This is a genomic window from Salinimicrobium oceani, assembly GCF_012037645.1.
In genome coordinates, this window is the sequence record NZ_JAAVJR010001101.1 from 1 (window position 1) to 359 (window position 359).

Annotated in this window: 1 protein-coding gene; it reads right to left on the reverse strand. The window is 43.2% G+C overall.

The window, feature by feature from the left end; all coding sequences use genetic code 11:
• Positions 1 to 20: 20 nt before the first annotated feature.
• A partial coding sequence (locus tag HC175_RS20975) for an NADH-quinone oxidoreductase subunit A (RefSeq protein ID WP_209310163.1) occupies positions 21 to 359 on the reverse strand: 339 nt, incomplete at its 5' end.

The following is a 359-nucleotide window of genomic DNA, read 5'->3' on the forward strand; positions in this document are numbered from 1 at the left end:
GGCCTGTTCTTTAGTGTTTACTATTCCCATTTTAATGCTCCTTTTTTCCATGCATATGCTAATCCCAAGCCCAGGATGAAGAGGAAGATGACAATCTCAACCAGGGCTACCGTTCCCAATTCTCCAAATACTACTGCCCATGGCACCAAAAACGCCACTTCTACATCAAAAATTAAAAAGAGGATGGCAAAGAGGTAGTAACCCACTTTAAACTGCACCCAGGTGGGGCCAATAGTGGTCATTCCACTTTCATAGGGTTCCCTTTTAGCAGGATTATCAGATTTAGGGGAAATGAGATTCGAGAGAAAATTAGCGCCGGCGACCAAAACGATCCCTGCGATAAGAAAAACTATAATTGC